The 25,197-nt window shown below is 64.6% G+C and carries 26 protein-coding genes; 15 read left to right on the top strand and 11 right to left on the bottom strand.

Translation table 11 applies throughout. The features are described 5' to 3' along the window. Positions 1-49: 49 nt before the first annotated feature. From ASE30_RS13720 to ASE30_RS13690, 7 genes are all read right to left on the bottom strand, one after another. On the bottom strand, positions 50-1,360 hold the full coding sequence (locus tag ASE30_RS13720) for a citrate synthase (RefSeq protein WP_057284849.1): 1,311 nt from the start codon (positions 1,358-1,360) through the stop codon (positions 50-52). Positions 1,361-1,379: 19 nt separating this feature from the next. After that, a complete protein-coding gene (locus ASE30_RS13715) occupies positions 1,380-1,640 on the bottom strand; it encodes a succinate dehydrogenase assembly factor 2 (RefSeq protein WP_046802661.1) in 261 nt (86 codons plus the stop codon). 25 nt (positions 1,641-1,665) lie between these two features. Further along, positions 1,666-2,382 carry a succinate dehydrogenase iron-sulfur subunit gene (locus ASE30_RS13710; protein ID WP_006389365.1) on the bottom strand — a complete coding sequence of 239 codons (717 nt, stop codon included), beginning with the start codon at positions 2,380-2,382 and terminating at the stop codon, positions 1,666-1,668. Between the two features lie 18 nt (positions 2,383-2,400). Further along, entirely contained in the window at positions 2,401-4,179 is a 1,779-nt protein-coding gene (gene sdhA, locus ASE30_RS13705; protein WP_057284848.1) for a succinate dehydrogenase flavoprotein subunit, read from the bottom strand. 3 nt (positions 4,180-4,182) lie between these two features. Next, on the bottom strand, positions 4,183-4,566 hold the full coding sequence (sdhD, locus tag ASE30_RS13700) for a succinate dehydrogenase, hydrophobic membrane anchor protein (RefSeq protein ID WP_057284847.1): 384 nt from the start codon (positions 4,564-4,566) through the stop codon (positions 4,183-4,185). Continuing rightward, the gene (gene sdhC / locus ASE30_RS13695; RefSeq protein WP_057284846.1) at positions 4,567-4,980 is read right to left on the bottom strand and encodes a succinate dehydrogenase, cytochrome b556 subunit; all 414 of its coding nucleotides are present in this window, start codon (positions 4,978-4,980) and stop codon (positions 4,567-4,569) included. Between the two features lie 121 nt (positions 4,981-5,101). After that, positions 5,102-5,881, bottom strand: a complete 780-nt coding sequence (locus ASE30_RS13690; RefSeq protein ID WP_057284845.1) for a GntR family transcriptional regulator — start codon at positions 5,879-5,881, stop codon at positions 5,102-5,104. Positions 5,882-6,261: 380 nt separating this feature from the next. Here ASE30_RS13690 and ASE30_RS13685 point away from each other — a divergent pair, with 380 nt between their 5' ends. The 15 genes from ASE30_RS13685 to ASE30_RS13615 all read left to right on the top strand — a co-directional run bounded on the left by ASE30_RS13685 (position 6,262) and on the right by ASE30_RS13615 (position 21,148). Further along, on the top strand, positions 6,262-7,251 hold the full coding sequence (locus tag ASE30_RS13685; protein ID WP_008161849.1) for a malate dehydrogenase: 990 nt from the start codon (positions 6,262-6,264) through the stop codon (positions 7,249-7,251). A 168-nt stretch (positions 7,252-7,419) separates the two neighbouring features. After that, entirely contained in the window at positions 7,420-8,310 is an 891-nt protein-coding gene (gene prpB / locus ASE30_RS13680) for a methylisocitrate lyase (protein WP_057284844.1), read from the top strand. A gap of 94 nt (positions 8,311-8,404) precedes the next feature. Then, positions 8,405-9,598, top strand: a complete 1,194-nt coding sequence (gene prpC / locus ASE30_RS13675; protein ID WP_057284843.1) for a 2-methylcitrate synthase — start codon at positions 8,405-8,407, stop codon at positions 9,596-9,598. A 57-nt stretch (positions 9,599-9,655) separates the two neighbouring features. Continuing rightward, positions 9,656-11,107: a bifunctional 2-methylcitrate dehydratase/aconitate hydratase gene (locus ASE30_RS13670; protein WP_057284842.1), complete on the top strand. Its 1,452-nt coding sequence runs from the start codon at positions 9,656-9,658 to the stop codon at positions 11,105-11,107. 68 nt (positions 11,108-11,175) lie between these two features. Beyond that, positions 11,176-11,604, top strand: coding sequence for a CopD family protein (locus ASE30_RS13665; protein WP_200964431.1), 429 nt, complete (start codon positions 11,176-11,178; stop codon positions 11,602-11,604). Between the two features lie 555 nt (positions 11,605-12,159). Continuing rightward, complete coding sequence (locus ASE30_RS13660) at positions 12,160-13,545, top strand: THUMP domain-containing protein (protein ID WP_369819325.1); 1,386 nt, start codon at positions 12,160-12,162, stop codon at positions 13,543-13,545. Between the two features lie 195 nt (positions 13,546-13,740). After that, the gene (locus ASE30_RS13655) at positions 13,741-13,929 is read left to right on the top strand and encodes a hypothetical protein (RefSeq protein ID WP_057284840.1); all 189 of its coding nucleotides are present in this window, start codon (positions 13,741-13,743) and stop codon (positions 13,927-13,929) included. A 258-nt stretch (positions 13,930-14,187) separates the two neighbouring features. Beyond that, positions 14,188-14,775 (top strand): TetR/AcrR family transcriptional regulator, encoded by a 588-nt coding sequence (locus ASE30_RS13650; RefSeq protein ID WP_057284839.1) that lies wholly within the window; start codon positions 14,188-14,190, stop codon positions 14,773-14,775. A gap of 7 nt (positions 14,776-14,782) precedes the next feature. Further along, positions 14,783-15,334: a hypothetical protein gene (locus ASE30_RS13645; RefSeq protein WP_057284838.1), complete on the top strand. Its 552-nt coding sequence runs from the start codon at positions 14,783-14,785 to the stop codon at positions 15,332-15,334. Positions 15,335-15,417: 83 nt separating this feature from the next. After that, a complete protein-coding gene (locus tag ASE30_RS13640) occupies positions 15,418-15,960 on the top strand; it encodes an RDD family protein (protein WP_057284837.1) in 543 nt (180 codons plus the stop codon). 104 nt (positions 15,961-16,064) lie between these two features. Then, positions 16,065-16,937: a UDP-2,3-diacylglucosamine diphosphatase gene (locus ASE30_RS13635; RefSeq protein WP_156407640.1), complete on the top strand. Its 873-nt coding sequence runs from the start codon at positions 16,065-16,067 to the stop codon at positions 16,935-16,937. A 126-nt stretch (positions 16,938-17,063) separates the two neighbouring features. After that, on the top strand, positions 17,064-18,782 hold the full coding sequence (locus tag ASE30_RS13630; protein ID WP_057284835.1) for an acyl-CoA synthetase: 1,719 nt from the start codon (positions 17,064-17,066) through the stop codon (positions 18,780-18,782). Positions 18,783-18,784: 2 nt separating this feature from the next. Then, the gene (locus ASE30_RS13625) at positions 18,785-19,306 is read left to right on the top strand and encodes a gamma carbonic anhydrase family protein (RefSeq protein ID WP_057284834.1); all 522 of its coding nucleotides are present in this window, start codon (positions 18,785-18,787) and stop codon (positions 19,304-19,306) included. A gap of 74 nt (positions 19,307-19,380) precedes the next feature. Next, the gene (gene hslO / locus ASE30_RS13620) at positions 19,381-20,310 is read left to right on the top strand and encodes an Hsp33 family molecular chaperone HslO (RefSeq protein ID WP_057284833.1); all 930 of its coding nucleotides are present in this window, start codon (positions 19,381-19,383) and stop codon (positions 20,308-20,310) included. Positions 20,311-20,401: 91 nt separating this feature from the next. Continuing rightward, positions 20,402-21,148 (top strand): TadE/TadG family type IV pilus assembly protein, encoded by a 747-nt coding sequence (locus ASE30_RS13615; RefSeq protein WP_057284832.1) that lies wholly within the window; start codon positions 20,402-20,404, stop codon positions 21,146-21,148. 85 nt (positions 21,149-21,233) lie between these two features. On the opposite strand, the gene ftsB is transcribed toward ASE30_RS13615, so the two are convergent. From ftsB to ASE30_RS13590, 4 genes are all read right to left on the bottom strand, one after another. Next, on the bottom strand, positions 21,234-21,683 hold the full coding sequence (ftsB, locus tag ASE30_RS13610; protein ID WP_057284831.1) for a cell division protein FtsB: 450 nt from the start codon (positions 21,681-21,683) through the stop codon (positions 21,234-21,236). Between the two features lie 67 nt (positions 21,684-21,750). After that, complete coding sequence (gene eno / locus ASE30_RS13605; RefSeq protein WP_006218107.1) at positions 21,751-23,037, bottom strand: phosphopyruvate hydratase; 1,287 nt, start codon at positions 23,035-23,037, stop codon at positions 21,751-21,753. A gap of 4 nt (positions 23,038-23,041) precedes the next feature. After that, positions 23,042-23,326, bottom strand: coding sequence for a DUF1330 domain-containing protein (locus ASE30_RS13600; RefSeq protein WP_057284830.1), 285 nt, complete (start codon positions 23,324-23,326; stop codon positions 23,042-23,044). Positions 23,327-23,544: 218 nt separating this feature from the next. Beyond that, positions 23,545-25,197 (bottom strand): CTP synthase, encoded by a 1,653-nt coding sequence (locus ASE30_RS13590; protein ID WP_057284828.1) that lies wholly within the window; start codon positions 25,195-25,197, stop codon positions 23,545-23,547.

Raw genomic sequence — 25,197 nt, 5'->3', positions numbered from 1 at the left:
AGGCGAAAAAAAACCGCCCGAAGGCGGTTTCTTTGCCGTGCGCAGCGGATTAACGCTTGTCCATCGGGGGCACGTCGCGCGTGACCGAACCGGTGAACAATTGGCGCGGACGGCCGATCTTGTAGTCGGGATCGGACAGCATTTCGTTCCACTGGGCGATCCAGCCCACCGTGCGGGCCAGCGCGAAGATGGCGGTGAACAGCGAGGTCGGGATGCCGATGGCGCGTTGGACGATGCCCGAGTAGAAGTCCACGTTCGGGTACAGCTTGCGCTGCACGAAGTACGGATCCGACAGGGCGATGCGTTCCAGTTCCATGGCCAGCTTGAACAGCGGGTCGTTTTCCAGGCCCAGGGCCGAGAGAACTTCCTTGCAGGTTTCCTGCATCAGCTTGGCGCGCGGATCGTAGTTCTTGTAGACGCGGTGGCCAAAGCCCATCAGGCGCACGCCCGAGTTCTTGTCCTTGACCTTCTCCATGAACTCGCCGACCTTGGCGATGCCGCCGTTGGCTTGCAGTTCTTCCAGCATCTGCAGGCAGGCTTCGTTGGCGCCGCCGTGAGCCGGGCCCCACAGGCAAGCCACGCCGGCCGAGATGGCGGCGAACGGGTTGGTGCCCGACGAACCGCACAGACGCACGGTCGAGGTCGAGGCGTTCTGTTCGTGATCGGCGTGCAGGATGAAGATGCGGTCCAGCGCGCGCTCGACGACCTCATTGACCTTGTAGTCTTCGCACGGCGTGGCGAACATCATGCGCAGGAAGTTGCCCGTGTAGGACAGGTCATTCTGCGGGTAGATGAACGGTTGGCCTTGCGAGTACTTGTATGCCATCGCGACCAGCGTCGGCATCTTGGCGATCAGGCGGATCGCCGAGATGTGGCGATGCTGCGGGTTCGTGATGTCGGTGGAGTCGTGGTAGAACGCGGACAGCGCGCCGACCAGGCCCGTCAACACGGCCATCGGGTGCGCGTCGCGGCGGAAGCCGCGCAGGAAGAAATGCAGTTGCTCGTTGACCATCGTGTGATGAGTCACTTGCGAGTCGAAATCGGCCTTCTGGTCCTTGTTCGGCAGTTCGCCGTTCAGGATCAGGTAGCAGATGTCCATGAAGTCGCAATTGACGGCCAATTGCTCGATCGGGAAGCCGCGGTACAGCAGTTCGCCCTTGTCGCCATCGATGTACGTGATGCCCGATTCGCAGGCAGCCGTCGACATGAAGCCAGGGTCAAACGTGAACATGCCCGTCTGGCCATAAAGCTTGCGGATGTCGATCACATCCGGACCGACCGTGCCCTTGTAGACAGGGAACTCAATGGGTGCGCTGCCATCCGAGAAGGATAGAGTGGCTTTTTTGTCAGACAGGTTCATGTTTATTCCTCTCAATTAATCAGAGCGCGCGCATCTGGCCAATAATGCCTCGAAGACGGGGAGTATCCAGTTCGCCTTCGAGTTCCTTGCGGGCCAGCAGCAGGTCGAGAAGATCGTTGTCTCCCATCTCGAAAAGCTGGGTCAATGCGGCCACGTCATCATCGGTAAGTTCTGCCTCGTAAGCGTCGAGATACCGGGTGATGATCAAGTCGTTTTCGAGCAGGCCGCGGCGCGCCCGCCAACGCAGTCGCGCCCGCTCCAGTTCAGTAAGCCTGCTCATGCTTCACACCTTAGATAACTTAAAACTAGACCGTGCGACGGACCATCAGTTCCTTGATCTTGCCAATCGCCTTGGTCGGGTTCAGCCCCTTGGGACAGACGTCGACGCAATTCATGATGGTGTGGCAACGGAACAGGCGGTACGGATCTTCCAGGTTGTCCAGACGCTCGCCCGTGGCTTCGTCGCGGCTGTCGGCGATGAAGCGGTAGGCTTGCAGCAGGCCGGCCGGGCCGACGAACTTGTCCGGATTCCACCAGAACGACGGGCAGGAAGTGGAACAGCACGCGCACAGGATGCACTCGTACAGGCCATCCAGCTCTTCGCGCGCCTCGGGCGACTGCAGACGCTCTTTCTCGGGCGGCGGCGTGTCGTTGATGAGGTACGGACGGATCGAGTGGTACTGGTTGAAGAAGTGCGTCATGTCCACGATCAGGTCGCGGATCACGGGCAGGCCCGGCAGCGGACGCAGGACGATGGGTTCCTTGAGTTCGCGCAGGTTGGTGGTGCAGGCCAGGCCGTTCTTGCCGTTGATGTTCATGGCGTCGGAACCGCACACGCCTTCGCGGCACGAGCGGCGCAGGGCCAGGCTGTCGTCGACATCGTTCTTGATGCGCACCAGCGCATCGAGCAACATCTTGTCGGTCGGCTGGAGTTCGACTTCCAGCTTCTGCATGTAGGGGCGCTCGTCCTTGTCCGGATCGTAGCGGTAGATTTCGAACTTGACGATTCTCTTGGTGCTCATAGTGGGCTCAATCCGGACTTAGAAGGTACGCGCCTTGGGCGGGAAGGACTCGACCGTCAGCGGCTTCATCTGCACGGGCTTGTAATCGAGGCGGCTGCCTTCGGAGTACCAGAGCGTGTGCTTCAGCCAGTTCTCGTCATCGCGAGTCGGGTTGTCGTCGAGTGCATGCGCGCCGCGGCTTTCGGTGCGGTTGGCGGCCGACTTGATCGTGGCGCGGGCCACTTCAGTCATGTTCGCCAGTTCCAGCGCCTCGACACGGGCGGTGTTGAATACCTTGGACTTGTCCTTGAAGTAGATATTGTCTGCTTGCTTGGCCAGGTCTTCGATCTGGGTCACGCCTTCGTTCAGCAGTTCCAGCGTGCGGAACACGCCGCAGTGGCGCTGCATCGAGAAGCGGATGGCGTTGCCGATATCCTGCGTCTTTTCGCCGGAAGTGCGCGATTCGAGCTTGTTGACGCGGTCCAGCGAGAACTCGACTGCCTGCTGCGGCAGGTCTTGGTGGGCGCGCTGGCGCTCCGGGTGCGAATTCACGATGTGGTTGCCGGTGGCGCGACCGAACACGATCAGGTCCAGCAGCGAGTTCGTGCCCAGGCGGTTGGCGCCGTGGACCGACACCGCGGCGCATTCGCCGATGGCGTACAGGCCGTTGACGACCTTGTTCTCGCCGTTTTCGCGCGACAGCACCTGGCCATGATAGTTGGCCGGAATGCCGCCCATCTGGTAGTGGATGGTCGGGACGACGGGGATCGGTTCCTTGATCGGGTCGACGTTGCCGAACTTGATGGCGATTTCGCGGATCGAGGGCAGACGCTTGTTGATGACGTCGGCGCCCAGGTGATCCAGCTTCAGCACCACGTAGCTGCCGTCCGGACCGCAACCGCGGCCTTCCTTGATTTCCTGGTCCATCGAGCGCGACACGAAGTCGCGCGGCGCCAGATCCTTCAGCGTGGGCGCATAGCGCTCCATGAAGCGCTCGCCATCCTTGTTCAGCAGGATGCCGCCTTCGCCGCGCACGCCTTCGGTGATCAGCACGCCCGCGCCGGCCACGCCGGTCGGGTGGAACTGCCAGAACTCCATGTCCTGCAGCGGGATGCCGGCGCGAGCCGCCATGCCCAGGCCGTCGCCGGTGTTGATGAAGGCGTTGGTGGAAGCGGCCCAGATCCGGCCCGCGCCGCCGGTGGCCAGCACCGTGGTCTTGGCTTCCAGGATGTAGATTTCGCCCGTTTCCATTTCCAGGGCGGTCACGCCCACGACGTCGCCCGCTTCGTTGCGCAGCAGGTCCAGCGCCATCCATTCGACGAAGAACTGGGTGCGCGCGGCGACGTTGCGCTGGTACAGCGTGTGCAGCAGCGCGTGGCCGGTGCGGTCGGCAGCGGCACAGGCGCGCTGGACCGGCTTTTCGCCGAAGTTGGCGGTGTGGCCGCCGAACGGACGCTGATAGATCGTGCCGTCGGGGTTGCGGTCGAACGGCATGCCGAAGTGCTCGAGCTCGTACACGGCGTTCGGCGCTTCACGGCACATGAATTCGATGGCGTCCTGGTCGCCCAGCCAATCCGACCCCTTGACGGTGTCGTACATGTGCCAGTACCAGTTGTCTTCGCTCATGTTGCCCAGCGAGGCGCTCACGCCGCCCTGCGCCGCAACCGTGTGCGAGCGCGTGGGGAACACCTTGGAGAGCACCGCAACGGACAGGCCCGCCTGGGACAGTTGCAGCGAACAACGCATGCCGGCTCCGCCGGCGCCAACGACCACCACATCAAACTGGCGGCGCGGCAAGGATTTCAAGACAGAGACCACGGCTTAGATGCTCCAGAGGATTTGCGCGAAGTAAACGACCGAACCGACCAGCCAGAGGATCGTCAGCACTTGCATCAGCAGGCGCACGCCCACCGACTTGACGTAATCCATCCAGATGTCGCGCACGCCAATCCAGGCATGCCAGGCCAGCGCAATGAATGCAAGGGTGGCCAGGATCTGGCCAACCGGAAGAACGCCCACGTAGAAGTTGAACAGCGCGGTCCAGTATTCATACGTGAAGGCCGGCATCATCAGGATGCCGATGAGCAGCACCAGCGTATACACAGCCATGATGACGGCGGTGACGCGCTGGATGATGAAGTCCATGACGCCGTAGTGGGCGCCGACGACCAGACGCTTGGGTCCGTAGTTTTTAGCGGCGGCCATTTACAGCACTCCGAACAGTTTAAGGGCGAACACCAGGGTCAGCGCCAGGCTGACACCGAACACCACGCCGGCGCTCTTCTTGGCCGACAGCTTGTCGATACCGATGTGCAGGTCCAGCAGCAGGTAGCGGATGCCGGCACAGAAGTGATGCAGGTAGCCCCAGACCAGGACCAGGAAGACAAGCTTCACGATCGGATTGCCGGCGTACGCGGCCACGGCAGCGAACGTTTGCGGCGCGGCCACGCTGGCCGCGAACAGCGGCAGAATGACCAAGGGCAAACAGAGGAACAGCAATATGCCGCTGATGCGGTGCAGGATGGACAGCTTGCCGGCCAGGGGCAGGCGGTAGTTGGCAAGTTGCGCAATACCAATATTGCGAAACTGCGGACGTGGCTTGGCAGCGGTGTCGGACATGACGGCCTCGGTGTTTCGGAACTAGGGAATCGTAACGGCAAGAATGCCGGCGCCCTTGCGGGCAAACACGGTATTTTCGCCCAGAGATTGGGTTGGTATCAAATCGTAGGTAAAAAACTCATCAATTCAGACTATTGCGGTAGTGGTATCGATCGGTCAAGTACAACCCCCGGCGGATTTCCATGGGGCGGTCACCATACGTGTAAGACACACGGTCTACCTGCAACAACGGCGCGCCGGCGGCAACATTAAGCAGCGTACAGACTTCGGCCGGCGCGGCGACCGCGCGCAGCTTCTCGTCCGCGCGCACCATGCTGACGCCGAACTCGGATTCAAACAGGCCATAGAGCGGCGCCTTGTTGGCGCTCAGCAGCTCCAGGGTCAAGCCTCGGAAAATCGATCCCGGCAGCCAGATGTCGTCCAGCACGGTGGGCGTCTGTCCCATGGACAGCAGGCGGCGGATCATCACGACGGTTTCGCCGGCCCGCAGATCCAGGGCGCGCGCGATTTCCGCGGGCGCGCGCAGGCGCCGGCACTCCAGGATACGGCTTTCGGCACGGCCGGGCTCGCCCTCTTCGTCGGGGGCCAGGCGCAGGAAACGGTAGCGTACGCGGGCTTCGTGGTGGGTGGCGACAAAAGTGCCCTTGCCCTGGCGGCGCAGCAGCATGTGCTCGGCGGCCAGCTCATCGACCGCCTTGCGCACCGTGCCCTGGCTCACCTGAAAACGGGCGGCCAGGTCGATTTCGCTGGGGATGAGTTCGCCCGGCTTCCATTCGCCGCGCTCCAGGCTTTGGACAAGCAGATCCTTGATCTGGCGGTAGAGCGGACTGAAAGCGGCCCCCTCGCCCGTCGGACGGGCGGCGCGAGTGCGTAAGGAGGTTTCGGGCCGGGGCTCTGCCATGGATCTTCTTGAAAGTGTCATGTTTATCCGGATGAATAGGTACGCAGCGCAAAGGATGCAAACCCATCCGCAATGCGCTGCTGCTGCCGGTCTTCTGGCTTGATACAGGCGCGCGGCCAGACCCTGGCTGCGGCGCATTCGAATAAACGCTCTATTGTGGCATATTGGCAGGTACGCTGTCCAACGTCTTATGTCTTATATAAGATAGAAGAGCAATTGACGGACACGTAAATTCAATCTAGGATTCAACGCTGTCCTGGCCTCGCGCCGAACGCCTGCGCGCGCCCTGCTCACGCGCTGCGCGTGCGCTGATTGCCGCGCCCAACGATTACACTGATTGGTGAGATTTTTTTCTCGCCAAACCATTACGGAGAACGTCCATGTCCAAGCCTGCCTTGCGTGTCGCCGTCACCGGCGCCGCCGGCCAAATCGGTTACGCACTGCTATTCCGCATCGCCTCGGGCGAAATGCTGGGTAAAGATCAACCCGTCATCCTGCAACTGCTGGAAATTCCCGACGAGAAAGCGCAAAAGGCCCTGAAGGGCGTCATCATGGAACTGGATGACTGCGCCTTCCCGCTGCTGCAGGAAGTCACCGCCCACAGCGACCCGCGCACCGCCTTCAAGGATGCCGACGTGGCCCTGCTGGTCGGCGCCCGTCCGCGCGGCCCCGGCATGGAACGCAAGGACCTGCTGTCGGTCAACGCCCAGATCTTCACGGCGCAGGGCAAGGCCCTGAACGACGTCGCCAGCCGCAACGTCAAGGTCCTGGTCGTCGGCAACCCCGCCAACACCAACGCCTACATCGCCATGAAGTCGGCCCCGGACCTGCCGGCCAAGAACTTCACCGCCATGCTGCGCCTGGACCACAACCGCGCCCTGTCGCAACTGGCCGCCAAGTCGGGCAAGGCCGTCGCCGACATCGAAAAGCTGGTCGTGTGGGGCAACCACTCGCCCACGATGTACCCCGACTTCCGCTTCGCCACCGTCGGCGGCGAATCGCTCTCCAAGCTCATCAACGACGACGCCTGGAACCGCGACACGTTCATCCCCACCGTGGGCAAGCGCGGCGCCGCCATCATCGAAGCCCGTGGCCTGTCCTCGGCTGCCTCGGCCGCCAACGCCGCCATCGACCACGTCCGTGACTGGGTCCTGGGCAGCAACGGCAAGTGGGTCACGATGGGCATTCCGTCGGACGGCTCCTACGGCATTCCCGAAGGCATCATCTACGGCGTGCCGGTCACGACCGAAAACGGCGAATACAAGCGCATCGAAGGCCTCGAAATCGACGCCTTCTCGCGCGAGCGCCTGGACTTCACGCTGAAAGAGCTCCTCGAAGAGCGCGACGGCGTCAAGGACCTGCTGAAGTAAGCAGCGCACGAGTAAAGGATTGGGCCCGTTCATGCGGGCCCAATTCCTAAGCAAGACCGGAACATAAACCTGTCTCTCTGCCCAGCCGCAAACGATTGTCGCGCAGGGGACAGATTTATTTTTCGGACCCGCGCTAAGGTCGTGGGCCAGCATAAAAAGGAGACGATCATGTCCAGACCCGAATCGCCCGGCGCCCTGTTCCGTCGCGCGCTCACCGAAGAAAGCCCGCTGCAGATCATTGGCGCCATCAACGCCAACCACGCCCTGCTGGCCAAGCGCGCCGGCTACCGCGCCATCTACCTGTCCGGCGGCGGCGTCGCGGCCGGATCGCTGGGCCTGCCCGATCTGGGCATCAACACCATGGACGACGTCCTGACCGACGTGCGCCGCATCACCGACGTGTGCGATGTGCCGCTACTGGTGGACATCGATACCGGCTTCGGGCCGTCGGCGTTCAACATCGCCCGCACTGTCAAGAGCCTGATCAAGTTCGGCGCCGCCGCGTGCCACATCGAGGACCAGGTCGGCGCCAAGCGCTGCGGCCACCGTCCCGGCAAGGAAATCGTCACCACCGAAGAAATGGCGGACCGCGTCAAGGCCGCGGCCGATGCCCGCACCGACAGCGACTTCTACCTGATCGCCCGCACCGATGCGATCGCCTCGCACGGCGTTGACGCTGCCATCGAGCGCGCGCTGGCCTGCGTGGAAGCCGGCGCCGACGCGATCTTCGCCGAAGCCGCCTATGACCTGCCCACCTACGACCGCTTCGTCAAGGCCGTCAAGGTGCCGGTGCTGGCGAACATCACCGAATTCGGCAAGACCCCGCTGTTTTCGGTCGAAGAGCTCAAGAGCGTGGGCGTGGGCATGGTGCTCTACCCGCTGTCGGCGTTCCGCGCCATGAACAAGGCCGCCGAGGCCGTCTATTCCGCCATCCGCCGCGACGGCCACCAGAAAAATGTCGTGGACCTGATGCAGACGCGCGAAGAGCTGTACGACCGCATCGGCTACCACGAATTCGAATCCAGGCTGGATGCGCTCTTCCAGAAGGGCAAGGCGTAATCCTTCATTGTCCAGGCATCAGGCGCCACGCTGATCCCGGGGCGCCGCCCGCCACCCATTGCATTGTCCATCGCAAAAGGAAAGGAGTAGAGACATGAGCACGGCTCCCAAGAAGCAAGCAGCCACGCCGGACGCCAAGCCGGAAGAAAAAGCCGGCTTCAAGCCCAAGAAGTCGGTCGCGCTGTCCGGCGTGGTCGCGGGCAACACCGCGCTGTGCACGGTCGGCCGCAGCGGCAACGACCTGCACTACCGCGGCTACGACATCCTGGACATCGCCCACACCAGCGAGTTCGAAGAAATCGCCCACTTGCTGGTCCATGGCAAGCTGCCCAACAAGGCCGAACTGAAGGCCTACAAGGAAAAGCTGCGCAGCCTGCGCGGCCTGCCCGCGCAGTTGCAGGTTGCACTGGAAGCCCTGCCCGCCGCCAGCCACCCGATGGACGTGATGCGCACGGCCGTGTCCGTACTGGGCTGCGTGCTGCCTGAAAAAGACGACCACAACGCCCCTGGCGCGCGCGACATCGCCGACCGCCTGATGGCCAACCTGGGTTCCGCCCTGCTGTACTGGTACCACTTCAGCCACAACGGCCGCGTCATCGACGTGCAGACCGACGACGACAGCATCGGTGGCCACTTCCTGCATTTGCTGCACGGCGAGAAGCCCAGCGACGAATGGGTCAAGGCGATGCACATCTCCCTGAACCTGTACGCTGAACACGAATTCAACGCGTCCACCTTCACCGCGCGCGTCATCGCCGGCACCGGTTCGGACATGTTCTCTTCCATCTCGGGCGCCATCGGCGCGCTGCGCGGCCCCAAGCACGGCGGCGCCAACGAGGTCGCCTTCGAAGTGCAGAAGCGCTACGAAACGCCCGACGAAGCCGAGGCCGACGTCCGCCGCCGCGTGGAAGCCAAGGAAGTCATCATCGGTTTCGGCCATCCTGTCTACACCGTGTCCGACCCGCGCAACAAGGTCATCAAGGACGTGGCCAAGAAGCTGTCCAAGAAAGCCGGCACCACCAAGATGTTCGACATCGCCGAACGCCTGGAAACCGTCATGTGGGACGTCAAAAAGATGTTTCCCAACCTTGACTGGTTCTCGGCCGTCAGCTATCACATGATGGGGGTACCCACCGCCATGTTCACCCCGCTGTTCGTGATCGCGCGCACCGCGGGCTGGTCGGCCCACATCATCGAGCAGCGCATCGACAACAAGATCATCCGCCCCACCGCCAACTACGTGGGTCCGGAAGACCAGAAGTTCGTGCCGATCGAAAAGCGCAAGTAAGGCACTAGCGAGGGCGCGGCATGGCCACCTGTATTCATTTTCTGGAGAGGTATTGCTATGTCCGCCCCGATCTCCAACGTACGTCCCGATCCCGACCAGGTGCTGGCCGATATCGCGGACTACGTTCTGAACTTTGAAATCAGCAGCGGTCTTGCGTACGAGACCGCCCGCAACTGCCTGATCGATACGCTGGGCTGCGGCCTGGAAGCGCTGGAATATCCGGCGTGCAGGAAACTGCTGGGGCCGGTCGTGCCCGGCACCGTGGTGCCCAACGGCGCCAAGGTGCCAGGCACGCAGTTCCAGCTGGATCCCGTCCAGGCGGCGTTCAACATCGGCGCCATGATCCGCTGGCTGGATTTCAACGACACCTGGCTGGCGGCCGAATGGGGCCATCCGTCGGATAACCTGGGCGGCATCCTGGCCACGGCCGACTGGCTGTCGCGCACGGCGGTCGCGGCGGGCAAGCCGCCGCTGACCATGCGCGACGTGCTGACCGGCATGATCAAGGCGCACGAGATCCAGGGCTGCATCGCGCTGGAAAACTCCTTCAACAAGGTCGGCCTGGATCACGTCGTGCTGGTCAAGGTGGCGTCCACCGCCGTCGTGGCGCAGATGCTGGGCCTGAACCGGGACGAAACGATCAACGCCGTGTCGCTGGCCTGGGTCGACGGCCAGAGCCTGCGGACCTACCGGCACGCCCCCAACACCGGCAGCCGGAAAAGCTGGGCCGCGGGCGACGCCACCAGCCGCGCGGTGCGCCTGGCGCTCATCGCCCGGACCGGTGAAATGGGCTATCCATCCGTTCTTACCGCCAAGACCTGGGGCTTTTACGACGTGCTCTTCAAGGGCCAGCCGTTCAAGTTCCAGCGTCCCTACGGCAGCTACGTGATGGAGAACGTGCTGTTCAAGATCTCGTTCCCGGCCGAATTCCATTCGCAGACCGCCGTGGAATGCGCCATGCAAATCCACGACAAGCTGAAGTCCGCCGGCAAGACGGCCGACGACATCAAGAAAATCACGATCCGCACCCACGAGGCCTGCATCCGAATCATCGACAAGAAGGGCCCGCTTAACAACCCCGCCGACCGCGACCATTGCATCCAGTACATGGTGGCCGTGCCCGTGCTGTACGGCCGCCTGACCGCCGGCGACTACGAAGACGAGGTCGCCCGGGATCCGCGCATTGACGCGTTGCGCGACAAGATCGTCTGCGTGGAGGATCCGGCCTACACCAGCGATTATCACAACCCCGCCAAGCGATCGATCGCCAACGCGCTGACCGTGGAATTCAAGGACGGGTCCGCGCTGGACGAGATCGTCTGCGAATACCCGATCGGCCACAAGCGCCGCCGCGCCGACGGCATCCCCCTGCTGGAAGCCAAGTTCCGCACCAACCTGGCCCGCATTTTCCCGCCCAGGCAGCAGCAGCGCATCCTGGACGCCTCGCTGGAGCAGAAAACGCTGGAGGCGATGCCGGTCCACGAATACGTGGATCTCTACGTAATCTGAACTCACGCGCCGCGTGGGGGCCTTTCCATCGCGGCATACAATGCGGCTTTCCTCGATCGGATCGCGCCATGGCCATGCTTTGGGTCAAGACCTTCCATATAGTCTTCATCGCCTCCTGGTTCGCCGGATTGTTCTATCTGCCGCGCATCTTCGTGAATCTGGCGCAGCAATCGGACCCGGCCGTCCAGACGACGCTGCTGGGCATGGCCCGCCGGCTGTATCGTTTCACCACCATCCTGGCCGTCGTGGCCATTGCGTTCGGCATGTGGCTGTACCTGGGCTATGGCATCGGGGTCGGCCCGGGCAACGGCTGGATGCATGCCAAACTCTTTTTCGTCCTGCTCGTCATCGGCTACCATCACGCCTGTGGCCTGATGCTGCGTAAATTCGAACAGGGCAAGAACACCCGTTCGCACAAGTTCTATCGCTGGTTCAACGAAGTTCCCGTCTTGCTGCTCTTGGTGGTGGTGGCGCTGGTCGTCGTCAAACCCTTCTGATACCCCTACCTTTGCACATTCGCCAGGATTCGTATGTCCTCTGATGAACAGGGCCGTCCGCGCAAGACGCTGACGATCAAGAAAACGGCGCGCGACGCCCACGCCGAAGACGCGCCCAAGCGCACCCGTACGGGCGCCCGCGCCCGCCTGGTCGCTCAGATCGAGCGCACCAAGGAAAACGTCGAACGCCAGAAGGATCCCGTCGGCTATCAGCGCCGCCAGGAAGAAGACGCACGCGGCGCGCGCAAGCCGTCCGCCGGCGGCCGTAGCGGCCCCGGCCGGACACAGGCGCCCCGCGCCGGCCAGTCCGAACGCGGCCAATACGATCGCGGTTCGTCTGATCGCTACCCGTCCGATCGCGGTTCGTCCGGTCGCGGCGCTTCCGATCGCGGCCCGGCCGGCCGCGCTTCGTCCGATCGCGGTTCTTCCGATCGCGGTTCTTCCGATCGCGGTTCTTCAAGCCGCGGCCAGTCTTCCCGGGGCCGCACTGACGAAACCCGCCGCGACGCGGCGCCCGCTTCGCGTTCCGCGCGTCCGCAGCAGCGCGCGCCGCGACTGCGCGACGATCAGTACATCGCCCCCGCCACGCCGTCCGGACGCTTCTACGACCCCTTCGAGGACGACGGCCCCGCCCCGGAGTTCGCGCCCAAGCCCGAATACGCGCAAGAGCCCGAACACGCCCAAGAGCCGGAATTCACGCAAGAGCCGGAATTTGCCCAGGAACGCGAATACGCCCGCGAACGCGCGCCTGCCGCCGACACCCGCAGCCGCCGCCCGCGCGAACCCCGCCAGGCCGAGATCTTCAACGTCTTCGCCCCTTGCCCTCTAGGCCTGGAAGAGGCCCTGACGGCGGAGATGCAGGCCCTGGGCTACGACGATGCGCAGGCCGGCCGCGCGGGATGCTCGTTCTCGACCGACTGGTCCGGCGTGCAGCGCGCCAATCTGTATTCGCGCCTTGCCACCCGAATCCTGGTGCAGGTGGCGCATGCGGAGATCTCGCACGAAGACGACATCCTGGACCTGGCCCGCGACACCCCCTGGGAACGCTGGTTCGGCGCCGAACAGACGCTACGCGTCGACACCTCGGCCATCAAGAGCCCGGTGCAGAGCCTGCAGTACTGCAATCTGCGCGCCAAGGACGGCATCTGCGACCGCCTGCGCGAACTTGAAGGCGAACGTCCCAGCATCGACACGGTGCGCCCGGACGCGCGCGTCCACCTCTTCCTGACGGGTCATACCGCCACGCTGTATCTGGACACCTCGGGCGAATCCCTGTTCAAGCGCGGCTGGCGCCTGGACAAGGGCGAAGCGCCGCTGCGGGAAAATCTGGCGGCCGGCATGCTGGCGCTGGCGGGCTGGGACCCGGCCGCGCCGCTGCTGGACCCGTTCTGCGGTTCCGGCACGATTCTGATCGAAGCGGCCTGGATCGCGCTGGGCGTGCCTCCGGGCATTTCCCGCCCGTTCGGCTTCGAACGCCTGCGCGACCATGACGCCTACCGCTGGCGCGATCTGAAGGATGACGCCCGCGCGCGCATCCTGCCGCAACTCGATGCGCCGCTGGTGGGTTACGACCTGGATCCGCAAGCCATTGAATTCGCTCAGAACAATGCCGAGCGCGCCTGGCTCACGGCGGATTCCATCCGCTTCGAGGTCGGCGATGCGCGCAACGTCACGGCCCCCGCGGACCACGGGTGGATCGTCACCAATCCGCCGTACGGTGAACGGATGGGAACCGAGCAGGATTCCGATCTGTGGCGCGATTGGGCCGCCTGCCTGAAGCGCAATTTTGCGGGCTGGCAGCTCCATGTCATCACCAGCGATCTGACGCTGCCCAACCAGATGCGCCTCAAGCCCAAGCGCCGCGTGCCCTTGCACAACGGTTCGCTGGACTGCCGCCTGTTTGGTTTTGAACTGGTCGCTGCCGGTTACCGCGACGCCTGAGTTGTAAAAGCGCCGCAACATGCGGCCGCTATCTTTGCTTATGGTGCCCCGGCGCGCGATTTTGGGGCATTATCAGCACCAAGGTGTTGCCAGGTTGCACCAGCTTCGATCGGCCTCTTGCACAGTTGCAGGGTAAACCCTATAATTCGGGTTATCCCTAGTAGCAAACAACTGTGCAAGCCCGTGGAGGCTATTGTGAACAACCCGAACAACACTATCCGCCTGACCGACGAACTCGAGCGCCAACTGATGCTCCAGGCGATTGAAGAACAATTCCGTCCGCACCCGATGCGGGCGTTGGCTGCAGGCCTGCGCAAGCTGGCCCACGGCATCAAGGCCCTGGCTGGCAAGACGAGCGCCAAGAACGCGCATTCCGCTGCCTGAGCATGGCCCGGGGCCCTCAGGTCCCAGACTGATTTTCCCCTTGGGGGCTGCATAGCCCCTTTTATAGACCCGCCCTTACCGGCGGGTTTTTTTTTGCGCGTTCCTGGAATGTCCCCCGAGGCGCGGGCAGGCGAAGCGCAGTCTTGACAGATCAACCGACCAACTAGTAGATTGGCAGCATTGCAAGCGCCCGGCCCCAACTTATCGCCAATGGCGACCGAGTGCAGCGTCTTTCCCAACCATCCAGAGCGAATCCCCATGACCGTGGAACTTTCCCCCAGAGCAATCGAAATCATCGAGCAGACGAAGCTGTTGCTCGCGGCGGGGGGCTATCACGGGTTCAGCTATGCGGACGTGTCGGAACGGGTGCATATCGGCAAGCCCAGCATCCATCACCATTTCCCGACCAAGGCGGACCTGGTGCTGTCCGTGGTGGCGCGGCATCGCGAGCAGGCCCGTGAGGGCCTGGCGGCGCTCGACCAACACGTCGAAGACCCGCTGGCCCGGCTGACGGCCTACACGGATTACTGGGCCAAGTGCATCCGCGAAGGCACATTGCCCATGTGCATCTGCGTGATGCTGGCAGCCGAATCGCCCATGATTCCCCGGGCGATTTCGGACGAGGTTCGCGCCTACTTCGGCGATTTGAGCGCGTGGCTTGCGTCGGTGCTCGAGCAAGGCGCGGCTAAGGGGCAGCTCCGCCTGCGCGATGACGCTCAGGTCGACGCGCGGACATTCATGTCCACCGTGCATGGCGCGATGTTGACCGCAAGGGCCTTCGATGACCCCGAGACCTTCGCGACGCTTACGCGCGCGGCCATCCGCCAATTGGCCGTCCCGGCCTGATGCCTTCATGAGTCTCAGCGCCATCGAGCAGAGGGGCCCGGTCCGTGCCGACGAAGCCCGCGACCCCTATCTTGCCGAACGCGTGGGCGTCCACACCCGGGCCGACCGCGCGGCGCGGACGCAGTCCGCATCGTTTGAACGCATACACGCGGCGCGCAAGCTGGCCGCGGCAACGGCGGCGCCGGCCCCAAAAGCGGTGACAGAGAGCGAGGACACTCCCGGCGCGCCCATCGACCGGCTACGGGATCAATACGTCGCCCACTGCCTGATGAGCGCCATCCTCGCGTTCCGCAAGGAACAGGCCACGCTGCAAGAGCGCGCCGACGCCGCCAATGACCTGGGCACGATCCAGGGTTTGCTGCCGCTGCAGCCGTATCGAATCGCGTTGGGCGACCCGCACATTCAGCCGCAACAGGTGGCTGCCGCCGCCAGCGTCGCCCCCGCCATGGTGGGTCCGGTGGCCAACATGGCGGCATTGCGCAACGCTACCGATGACGCGCTGGGCACCCATCCCGCCACGCGCGCCCGCACCCGCCGCCCGCGCGACCCCCAACCCTGACCCGTGCCTCGCCCCAAGGGCGGCGGGAGGCCCCGGCATGCGCGCCGTGGGGCTTGGCGGATTTTTATGGATAATACGGCTCCATGACCGACGCCCCCCTCGACCAAACCCCCAATCGGCTACGCCGATTCGCCTGCATGATGTACGAAGCCGTGCTGCTGTTTGGCGTGGTCTTCCTGGCGGGTTACCTGCTGGATACGCTGACCCAGAGCAAGAACGCCCTTGAACTGCGCCCCGCGCGGCAAGCCTGGCTGTTCGTCGCGATCGGCGCGTACTTCGTGCTGTGCTGGCGCCGCCGGGGTCAGACGCTGCCCATGAAAACCTGGAACATCCGTCTGGTCGACCGCGATGGCAATACCCCGTCCACCGGACGCCTGATCCTGCGTTACATCCTGGCCTGGCCGCTGGTGCTGGCCGGCGCCGCCGTGGTCTGGGCCGCGGCCAGCGCCACGGGCTGGCCGTCCATGGACATGTTCATCGTCGCCGCGCCCTTCACGCTCTTCATCTGGTCGTGGTTCGACCCCGACGGCCAATTCCTGCACGACCGGATACTGGGCACGCGGGTGCGCAACGCGCCGCAACGCAAGAAGACCAGGCAGCAGCAACAGCAACAGCAGCAACCCTGACGCGCCGGGCATGACGCCAGCAGGGCTCCAGCCCGCGCCGGCGTCACAACAGCGTCATGGATTCTTCACGCGCGCGTCATGGGAGGGTGGTTTCATTCTCAAGCATGACCACAGCCCACAGGGAAGCGACCGTGAACGACATCCGCCCCGCGCACTGGCGAGCCCTCTGGATTTCCGATATTCACCTGGGTACCGCCGGGTGCAAGGCGGAATTCCTGCTTGATTTCCTGGATCACAACGACTCGGACACCCTGTACCTGGTGGGCGACATCGTGGACGGCTGGCAGTTGCGCAAGCACTGGCACTGGCCGCGCGCGCACAACGACGTCATCCAGCGCATCCTGCGCAAGGCGCGCAACGGCACCCGCGTGGTGTTCATCCCGGGCAACCACGACGAATTCGCCCGCGAGTTCGCGGGCTACGCCTTCGGCGACATCGAGATCCTGGACGAGGACGTCCATGTCACGGCGAAGGGCCTGCGCCTGCTGGTGCTGCACGGCGACCAGTTCGACGGGGTGATCCAGCACAGCCGCTGGCTGGCTCACCTGGGCGACGGCCTGTACCAGTTGGCGCTGTGGATCAACCACCACTTCAACCGGCTGCGCCACCGGCTGGGGATGCACTATTGGTCGCTGTCCCAGTACCTGAAGCACAAGGTCAAGAACGCCGTGTCGTTCATCACGGACTTCGAGGAAGCGCTGGCGGGCGAAGCCCGCCGCCGCGGCCTGGATGGCGTGGTCTGCGGCCACATCCACAAGGCCGAACTGCGAGACGTGGGCGGCATCCTCTACTGCAATGACGGCGACTGGGTGGAGAGCCTTTCCGCCCTGGCGGAAACCCACGATGGCCAATTGCAGTTGCTGGACTGGGCCGCCCTGCAGGCGGAGCGCCAGGCCGATCCCGCCACTCGCCCGCCCCGCTCCCTGACACTGCCCGCCCTGCCTTCCGCCCTGCGTCGCCAAAGCAAGCATCCGTGATAACCCGTATGCGTCCCCGTTACGCAACGGGGATATTGCAGTTCACGTCCCTCTAGGTCATGCTTGCATCTGGGGCAACGGGCGATCTGACCCGTTCACGCTGCAACATGCTCACAACATAGGGCCATGAACGACCAATATCAGGCGCTCTACCAAACATTCCGCTGGCTGGTACCCACCCAGTTCAACATCGCGGAAGCGTGCTGCCACCGCTGGGCATCCAGTAGTCCGGATGCGCGGCGCATTGCCATCTACTACGAAGATGAGTCCGGCAACCGCGAGGTCTGGACCTTCGCCCGGCTGGCGGAAGCCGCCAATCAACTGGCCAACGGCCTGGTGAAGATGGGCGTGGGCCGCGGCGACAGGGTCGGTGTGGTTTTAGGGCAACGTCCCGAGACCGTTGTCGCCCATATGGCCATCTACAGCGTCGGCGGCGTGGTGCTGCCGCTGTCGGCCCTGTTCGGGCCCGAAGCGCTGGAAAGCCGCTTGCGCGACTCGGAAACCCGGATCGCCATCGTCGACCATGCCTCCAGCGCCAACCTGCTGGCCGTCAGCGACGCCTGCCCGGCCCTGCAACAGATCATCGGCATCGGCTTCGCGGACGAACGCGTGCTGCCCTGGCGCAGCCTGCTGGCCCGCCAGCCCAGCGAATTCAAGGCCGTCCCGACGCGCTCGTCGGACCCCGCCATCCTGCTCTATACGTCCGGCACCACCGGCGCCCCCAAGGGCGCGTTGCTGCCGCACAGCGTGCTTATCGGCAACCTGCCGGGCTTCGTGGCTTCGCAGGACTGGTTCCCCAAGCCCGCCGACGTGTTCTGGTCGCCCGCGGATTGGGCCTGGACGGGCGGGATAATGGACGCCCTGCTGCCCACGCTGTACTTCGGCCACCCCATTGTCGGCACGCGCGGGCGGTTTTCCGTCGAACGCGCGTTTGAATTGCTGGAACGCTACCAGGTCACCAACACCTTCCTCTTTCCCACCGCGCTGAAGATGATGATGAAGGCGGTGCCCGAGCCCCGCAACCACTACCAGCTCGCCCTGCGCTCCATCATGAGCGCCGGCGAAAGCGTGGGCGAAACCGTGTTCGAATGGTGCCAGTCGGCGCTGGGCGTGACGCCCAACGAAATGTTCGGCCAGACGGAAATGAACTACGTGGTGGGCAACAGCCAGAAGCGCTGGCCCGCCAAGCCCGGCAGCATGGGCCGGCCCTACCCGGGCCATAACGTGGCCGTGCTGAACGACGACGGCGTTCCCGTCGCCGCTGGCGAAACCGGCGAGATCGCGGTCAACCGGCAGGATATCCATGGCTTCCCCGACCCGGTGATGTTCCTGGGCTACTGGCGCAACGAGGCCGCCACGCTGGCCAAGTTCAAGGGCGACTGGTGCCTGACGGGCGACCTGGCCACCGTGGATGCGGACGGCTACCTCTGGTACGCGGGCCGCGCCGACGACGTCTTCAAGTCGGCCGGCTACCGTATCGGCCCCGGCGAAATCGAAAGCTGCCTCATTGGCCACCCGGCCGTGGCCAATGCGGCGGTCGTGCCCAAGCCGGACGCCGAGCGCGGCGCCCTGGTCAAGGCCTATGTCGTCCTGACTCCCGAATTCGTGCACCGTGACCGCAACGATGTCATCGAGAATTTGCAGGAGCACGTGCGCGAGCGCCTGGCGCCCTACGAGTACCCGAAGGAAATCGAGTTCGTCGACGAATTGCCGATGACCACCACCGGCAAGATCCAGCGCCGCATCCTGCGCCTGCGCGAAGAAGAGCGCGCGCGGGTCTCCGCCGCGGTCAACCCAGACACCGCCGCGCCCCTGGCGGCCCCGGCGCAGCCACCGGAGACCTAGGCATGGCCATCTACCAACTCAACGATCTGATCCCCCGCATCGACCCGCAGGCCTACGTGGCCGACAGCGCCGACATCATCGGCAATGTCACGCTGGAAGCGGGCGTCAGCATCTGGTCGCACGTGTCGATCCGCGGCGACAACGACGCCATCCTGATCCGCCATGGCACCAATATCCAGGAATCCAGCGTCCTGCACGTGGACTCGGGCTGTCCCATGACAATCGGCCCCAACGTGACGGTCGGGCATCAGGCCATGCTGCACGGCTGCACCATCCACGAGGGCGCCCTGGTGGGCATGCAGGCCATCGTGCTGAACAACGCGGTCATTGGCCGCAATTGCCTGATTGGCGCCGGCGCCATCATTCCCGAAGACCGCGTCATTCCGGACAATTCCCTGGTCATCGGCATCGGCAAGGTCGTCCGCGAGCTCTCCGAAGAAGAAATCGCCAATCTGCACAAGAACACCGCCCATTACGTGGCGCGGGGCCAACAGTACAAGACCGCCCTGAAACGGCTGGCCTGACCGCCCTGGGGAACGGCCCAACCCCCTGCTGCCAGCAGGGGGAATACCCCCCTCCGATCGGCTAACATCCCGCCATGACCGATCAGCTTAAAAAATACCTCACCGAAGACCGCAGCGTCCGCGTGCAAGCGGTGCGCCTGGCCGAAACCTGGAAGGCCGTCCAGGCCAACCACGACTACCCCCCGGCAATCACCCATCTGCTGGGCGAACTGGTCGCCGCGTCCACCCTGCTCGCGGCCAACATCAAGTTCGATGGCTCGCTGGTGCTCCAGATCCAGGGCGACGGCCCCATCGCCCTGCTGGTGGTGGAATGCCGCTCCGACCTCAGCTTGCGCGCCACCGTGAAGATGCGCGAAGGCCACGACGTGCCCACCGACGGCAACATGCAAAGCCTGTTGAATCCCGGCGGCAACGGGCGTTTCATCGTCGTGCTGGACCCGCAGCGCAAGCTGCCTGGCCAGCAGGCCTATCAGGGCATCGTGCCTCTCGAAGGAGACACCGTCGCCCAGGCCCTGCAGCATTACATGAAGGCGTCGGAACAGCTCGACACCCGCTTGTGGCTGGCGGCCGACGCCGATCACACCGCCGGCATGCTGATACAGCGCCTGCCCCACCATGGCGGCGCGGATGCGCAGATTCTCACCGAGCAGGCCGCCACCGAAACCTGGGACCGCACCAACGCCCTGGCCAGCACCCTCAAGCGCGACGAGATGCTGGAAACAGACATCGACACCCTGATCCATCGCCTGTTCTGGGAAGAAACCCTGGTGGCGTTCGACCCCCAGCCGGTGCGCTGGCACTGTCCCTGCACCCGCGAACGCGTGGCCAGCATGCTGCGCTCGCTGGGCGAGGAAGAAGTCAACAGCATCCTGGCCGAACGCGGCCAGGTGGACGTGGGCTGCGATTTCTGCGGCAAGCCCTACAAGTTCGATTCCGTGGACTGCGCCACCCTGTTCTCGCCGAACCAGCCGCCCCCCGGCGACGCGCCCCCCACGGTGCACTGATCCACGCCGCCGGCAAGCCCGCCGGCCGGCTTTTGTCACACCGGATTGTCCGCATCGACAGGCGGTCATGCCCGCGCCACACTGCGCAGCCATGACCGCCTTTTCTTTTATGCCCCCGTCCGTGGCGGGCCGCCGGCAGCTAGGCGCCGCCGCCATCGAATTCGCCGTCGCCGCCGCCATCGTGCTGCTGCTGGGGCTGCTGTCGGCCGAAGCCGCCCGCTGGCATGCGGCGCGCCAGATGGCGCATCTGGCGCTGATGGAGGCGGCCCGCGCGGGCGCCACCGCGCACGGCGATCCGGCCCGCATGCGGGCGGCCTTCCTGCAGGCACTGCTGCCGCAGTACGCGGATCCGCAAGGGCCGGCGGGCGCACAGCGCCGGCAGGAACGCGCCTTGGCCGAGCTGGCCGCGTTGACCGGAACCCATCCCTGGCGGATTGAAGTGCTGCTGCCGGACGAGCAATCGTTTCGCGAGCACGCCCGCACCGGCTTGGACGTCGCCACGGCCCCTGGGCTGCGCGCCATCGACAATGACTACCTGGACTTACAGCACGCGCGCGAGCCGCCGCGGCCTGGCGGCCAGGACATCTTCCGCGCCAACACACTGAAACTGCGCCTGACCTACCTGCACAAGCCATTGCTGCCGCCGCTGCGGGCCTTGCTGGCGGTGTTGGGAAGGCAATCGGACAGCTACGCCGGGCTGGCTCAGGCCAAGGGCCTGCTGCCCATCCGGGTCGAGCTCGAAACCGAAATGCATACACACCCGGTGGATTGGGCGCGCAAGACGCCCCGCCCGGCAGGCATGGTGTACGGCGAATGCAGCCTGCCGCGCTGCGATTAGGGGCAGATGCTGGAGCGGGCGCAAAAGCGGACGCAAAAGCAAAAACAGAAGCAGGAAGGCCGAAGCGGCCGGCCCGCGCCCGGCATCAATGCCGGGGCGTGGTGGAACTGGCGGCGGGAGAGCCGGCAGGCCGGACAGGCGCGGCGGCAGGCCGGGCAGGCGCGGCAGCGGGGGGCCGGGCGGCCGGGGCGCTGGTGCGCGCGGGCGCGGCGGGCTTGGCCGCCGCATCCGCCGCCAGCGAGGCGCCGGCGGGCGGCTGGGTGTTCTGCGGCAGGATGTGCACGAACACTTCGCCGTCGCGCATCATGCCCAGTTCTCCGCGCGCCCTTTCTTCAATGGCGCCGGAACCGACTTCGAGATCCCGCACTTCGGCCTCTAGCGCGGCATTGCGCGCGCGCAGGCCTTCATTGGTCTCGTGCTGTTCCGCCACCTGGCGTTGCAGATCCCAGACCTTGAACCACCCGCCCTTACCCAGCCACAGCGGGTATTGGATCAGGCCTAGCAGCACGAACAGCACCAGGAACAACAGGCGCATACGCAGGAACCCTCAGCAGTCGTGGCGTGGAAGCGGCCGCGGCGGCAAGCCCCGCGGCCGCGCTTCTTCAACGCAGGTTGTAGAAAGCTTCCAGGCCAGGATACGACGCCACTTCAGCCAGTTCCTCTTCGATGCGCAGGAGCTGGTTGTACTTGGCCATGCGATCCGAGCGGGACAGCGAACCGGTCTTGATCTGCATGGCGTTGGTCGCCACGGCGATGTCGGCGATGGTCGAGTCTTCGGTTTCGCCCGAACGGTGCGACACGACGGCGGTGTAGCCGGCGCGCTTGGCCATTTCGATGGCGGCGAACGTTTCCGTCAGGGTGCCGATCTGGTTGATCTTGATGAGGATCGAGTTGGCGACGCCCTTCTGGATGCCTTCGCGCAGGATCTTGGTGTTGGTGACGAAAAGGTCGTCGCCCACCAGTTGCACTTTCTTGCCCAATTGGTCGGTCAAGAGCTTCCAGCCGTCCCAGTCGTTTTCGGCCATGCCGTCTTCGATGGAGATGATCGGGTACTTGTCGCACCAGGTGGCCAGCAGGTTGGTGAATTCCTGCGAGGACAGCGAGATGCCGCCTTCGCCGGCCAACGTGTACTTGCCGTCGCGGTAGAACTCCGAGCTGGCGCAATCCAGGCCCAGGGCGATCTGCGTGCCGGGCTCGTAGCCGGCTTCGGTGATGGCCTTGAGGATCAACTGGATGGCGGCTTCGTGGCTGGGCACGTTGGGCGCGAAACCGCCCTCGTCGCCGACGGCCGTGGACATGCCCTGGCCGTGGATCAGCTTCTTGAGCATGTGGAAGACTTCTGCGCCCCAGCGCAGGGCCTCGCGGAAGCTGCCTGCGCCCACCGGCAGAATCATCAGTTCCTGCAGGTCGAGCGTGTTGTTGGCGTGCGCGCCGCCGTTGATGACGTTCATCATCGGCACGGGCATGCTCATGGGGCCGCTGCCGCCAAAGTAGCGATACAGGGACAGGCCCGATTCATCGGCGGCGGCACGGGCCACGGCCATGCTGGCCGCCAGGATGGCGTTGGCGCCCAGGCGTTCCTTGGATTCGGTGCCGTCCAGTTCGATCAGCGTGCGATCGACAAAGGTCTGTTCCTGGGCGTCCAGGCCCATCAGCGCTTCGGAGATTTCCGTATTCAGGTTTTCAACGGCGCGCAGGACGCCCTTGCCCAGATAGCGGCTCTTGTCGCCGTCGCGCAGTTCGATGGCTTCGCGGGCGCCGGTGGATGCGCCCGACGGCACGGCCGCGCGGCCCATGGCGCCGGACTCCAGCAGCACATCGCATTCCACGGTGGGGTTGCCGCGCGAATCAAGAATCTCGCGGCCGATGATATCGACGATTGCACTCATGACTTTACATTCCCTGAACGATAAACATATTCATGACGGCCGCGCCTTCGCGGGCATTGCGGGCACGGCGGTACTGCCAGGAGTCGTAAAAGGCCTGGGCGGCGGCCATGGTCGGAAACTCCATGACGACGGTACGGCCCGGCTCACGCCCCTCGAGGTGCTTGGACTCGCCGCCGCGCACCAGGATCTTTGCATCGTACGCGCGCATGGCGAGCGTGGACAGACGCTTGTAATCCTCATACTGCGCGGGCTTGGTCACGGTGACGTCGGCGATGAGATAAGCACTCATGGGGTTCCTTCAGAGCAGTTGCGTTGGTTTCGGTCTGGCGCCGGATACGGCGACGCCGCCAGTGTCGCGCAAGGCGGCCGGGCGACGCATATCCGATGCTAATTGGTTGTATCCGAAAGAAGCGCCGCCGTATAGGGCGGCGCTGGCGTGCCGCCCCCCAAGGCGACGGCCCGCGGCCCCGAGGATCCGCATGCGGAACTCGAGACCGCGGATGCGCATTACGCCTCCTGGCCGCGGCGAGACTTCTGCTCGATGGCGGCGCGGATATAGCTGGAGAACAGCGGGTGGCCGTCACGCGGGGTGGACGTGAACTCCGGGTGGAACTGCACGCCCACGAACCACGGGTGGTCGGGCAATTCCATCATTTCCGGCAGGTTCTCGGACGGCGTGCGGGCGCTGATCACCATGCCTGCATCTTCCAGGCGCGGCACGTAGACGTTGTTGACCTCGTAGCGGTGACGGTGACGTTCGTTCACTTCGTCGCCATAGATGGTCTGCGCGCGGGTGCCCGGCTTGATCGGCACGCGCTGCGCGCCCTTGCGCATGGTGCCGCCCAGGTCGGACGAATTGTCGCGTTTTTCGACCTTGCCTTCGCGGTCCATCCACTCGGTGATGAGCGCCACCACCGGGTGCGGCGCGGAGGGATCGAATTCCGTGCTGTTGGCGCCGCCCAGGCCGGCGACGTGGCGCGCGAACTCGATGACGGCCAGTTGCATGCCCAGGCAGATGCCCAGATAGGGCACGCCGTTTTCACGCGCGTAGCGGATGGCGGCGATCTTGCCCTCGGTGCCGCGCTTGCCGAAGCCGCCCGGAACCAGGATGGCGTCCAGGTGCTTGAGCTGGTCGGTGCCGCGGGTTTCGATGTCTTCCGAGTCGATGTACTCGATGTTGATCTTCGAGCGCGTGTGGATGCCGGCGTGGACCAGGGCTTCCGTCAGCGACTTGTACGACTCGGTCAGGTCGACGTACTTGCCGACCATGCCGATGGTGAGCTGGTGTTCGGGGTGCTCCAGCGCCTCGACCAGGTTGTCCCACATGGACAGATCGGCCGGCGGCGGGGTCAGGCCCAGGGCTTCGCAGACGATGTTGTCCACGCCCTGCTTGTGCAGCATGGCGGGGATCTTGTAGATGGAATCCGCGTCCCAGACGGAGATGACCGCGTCCAGGGGCACGTTGGAGAACATCGAGATCTTGGCGCGCTCGTCGTCCGGAATGCGGCGGTCGGCGCGGCACAGCAGCGCGTTCGGGTAGATGCCGATTTCGCGCAGCTTCTGCACCGAGTGCTGCGTGGGCTTGGTCTTCAGTTCGCCGGCGGAGGCGATGAAGGGCACCAGCGTCAGGTGGACGAAGGCCGCGTTGTTGCGGCCCATGCGCAGGCTCATCTGGCGCGCGGCTTCCAGGAACGGCAGGGACTCGATGTCGCCGACGGTGCCGCCGATCTCGACGATGGCGACGTCGGTGTTGCCATTCCATCCAGCTTCGGCGCCACGGGCGATGAAGTCCTGGATCTCGTTCGTGATGTGCGGAATGACCTGGACGGTCTTGCCCAGGTAGTCGCCACGGCGCTCCTTGCGCAGCACGGATTCATAGATCTGGCCGGTGGTGAAGTTGTTCACCTTGTGCATGCGAGCGGAAATGAATCGCTCGTAGTGGCCCAGGTCCAGGTCGGTTTCGGCGCCGTCTTCCGTGACGAACACCTCACCGTGCTGGAAGGGGCTCATCGTGCCCGGATCGACGTTGATGTAGGGGTCGAGCTTCAGCATGGTCACCTGCAAACCACGCGACTCGAGAATGGCGGCGAGCGACGCGGCGGCGATGCCCTTGCCCAGGGAAGACACCACACCGCCGGTGACAAATACGTATTTGGTCAT

The sequence above is a fragment of the Achromobacter sp. Root83 genome, assembly GCF_001428845.1.
Taxonomy (GTDB): domain Bacteria; phylum Pseudomonadota; class Gammaproteobacteria; order Burkholderiales; family Burkholderiaceae_B; genus Achromobacter.
The sequence above is the reverse complement of the archived record's forward strand: the minus strand, read 5'-3'. Positions and strand labels throughout refer to the sequence as shown.